Origin of the sequence: Scandinavium sp. (genome assembly GCF_036271055.1) — a bacterium.
Classification (GTDB): Bacteria; Pseudomonadota; Gammaproteobacteria; order Enterobacterales; family Enterobacteriaceae; genus Scandinavium.
This window is the reverse complement of the sequence record NZ_DATBBJ010000040.1, coordinates 1-1844: the sequence shown is the minus strand read 5'-3', so window position 1 is coordinate 1844 and position 1844 is coordinate 1. Positions and strand designations below refer to the sequence as shown.

Genomic DNA, 1844 nt, shown 5'->3' with positions numbered 1-1844 from the left:
TCAGGTACTTTTACGAAATGTAGTTGAGACGTATCGATATCGGACAATGTTGTGGTGACATTCGCCCATTTTGACTCCGGAACACCATCCTCAGTAGCCGCTTGCGCAGGCTGTCGGGCAAATGCTTTATCAAATATCGATACAGTTTCGTCCATGACCAATGAGAAAGCTCGTTTTTCATCGATCTCACCACCCTTAGGCGATTTGAACTTCTCCGCGTTGAATCCGCAATAGAGGCTACGAACACGTTCGCCCTCCCATTCTGCTCTATCCTTGAAGTCATCGAAGTAATTGCGGAGTTCTTCGCGCATCTTGTACTGGGGCAAGGGTCTGGTTATCCCCGCATCGGTACAGTATTCCTTATACATCGCGTAAGCGTCTTTTAAAGTGATGCAGTCTCGCGCTTTGAACACATCATAATAGGCCTCAATGAAGTTGAAGAATACGTCCGTTTGCAACATCATTTCAAGTGGCCGGTAATCGTTATAGTAATTCTTGCCCATTTCCAAATATACCTTCTGGCAATGAGCAGCTATGGCTCCCAGCTCGAAGTCTATCTGAGCCATGAGCGTGTTGTAATGCCTTACCGGAATACGTACCTGACTTGGGTGAACATCGATCAGCCTGCGAATAAGCCCAGATTTCGCATCCGAGATTCTCACAGGCTGATTTGATCCGATGAACAACATAGCATCAGCACGAGACGTATAACTCGCCTTGTACTTCTCGTTCATCGTCATGTATTCATGCGAGATGATCGAATTCAGGCGAGAATTATCTTCTAGTTTTGATAGATCTCCATCGTGTTGGATTGCTACCAAGGGATTATGTTTGAAGGATTCAGTGGCGAACTGACTGTCACTTCTTCCTAGAGCAGCACCCTCGAATGTAGTGGTATAGCCTTCAAACAGTTTTTCAATGATGTTCAGGATGGTTGACTTACCCGATCCCGCAGGTCCATAAAAGACAAAGAATTTTTGTATGTTCTTTGAATCTCCAGCAACAATGGATCCAATTGCCCACTCAATTTTGGCCCGTTCTTCAACGGAATATAATGTACCAACTAATTCATCCCAAGCTGAGATATCACCTTCTTCCAAACGATAGGGGAGTTTACGACTTACATAATCCCCTTTTTGTACTTCGGTATCGTTAAAAGTGACCTTGGAATCCAGCTGATGACTGTTATCTCCTATCTGAGCTATGAACTTCTTGAACTGCGTCCAACCTTGAGAGTTGAAGTTACGCAGAAACTTGACCCGAGATTTAGGAATTTTCGTCTCATCAGCTTCGTGTTGCAGATCGTCATCCACAATACGTTGCACATCATACTCGTCACGAGACCAAAGACCAGTCTCTTCATCCCAAATGGCATAGAAGGACCGGCCGCGAACCATCAGATCCTTAGAACGACCAATGACGAATTCAGGATAGAGTTCCCGCTCGCCAGTTTTCGTCAACCTGCTTAGGATCCGATAGAAATCCACTCAGCTCCCTTCATGATCTCACTCCATCGCGCTTAAAGGGGTTTCAAATGTTTCTCAGATGCCCACTACAGTCATGATATAGGCACTCATTTGATACCAAATCTCAACTTTCCTTTGATCTTCATCCGTGCTTGGCAACGGGAAGAATCCGCCTTCACCGTTCTCACTATAACGTCTTTCTATAACTCGATCGAGAGCATCATTGATCTTTATCCTGTCGACCGGACTCAGTTCAATGCCTTCGACTTTGTCGAGACCGATGTTCTCAATCAGCTTCCATGCCCACCACTCAGGCTCACCACCGGCATTAAACGCCACTCGTCGAGAGAGCGCCACCAACACTTCCAAAAATGAGAC

At 45.6% G+C, this 1844-nt stretch carries 2 protein-coding genes; both read right to left on the bottom strand.

Annotation, left to right across the window (positions count from 1 at the left end):
• Window positions 1-1487: DUF5906 domain-containing protein (locus VH187_RS05750; RefSeq protein ID WP_329700530.1), on the bottom strand; the 1487-nt coding region annotated here is incomplete at its 3' end.
• A 54-nt stretch (window positions 1488-1541) separates the two neighbouring features.
• The coding region (locus VH187_RS05745; protein ID WP_329700529.1) for a hypothetical protein at window positions 1542-1844 on the bottom strand (303 nt) is incomplete at its 5' end.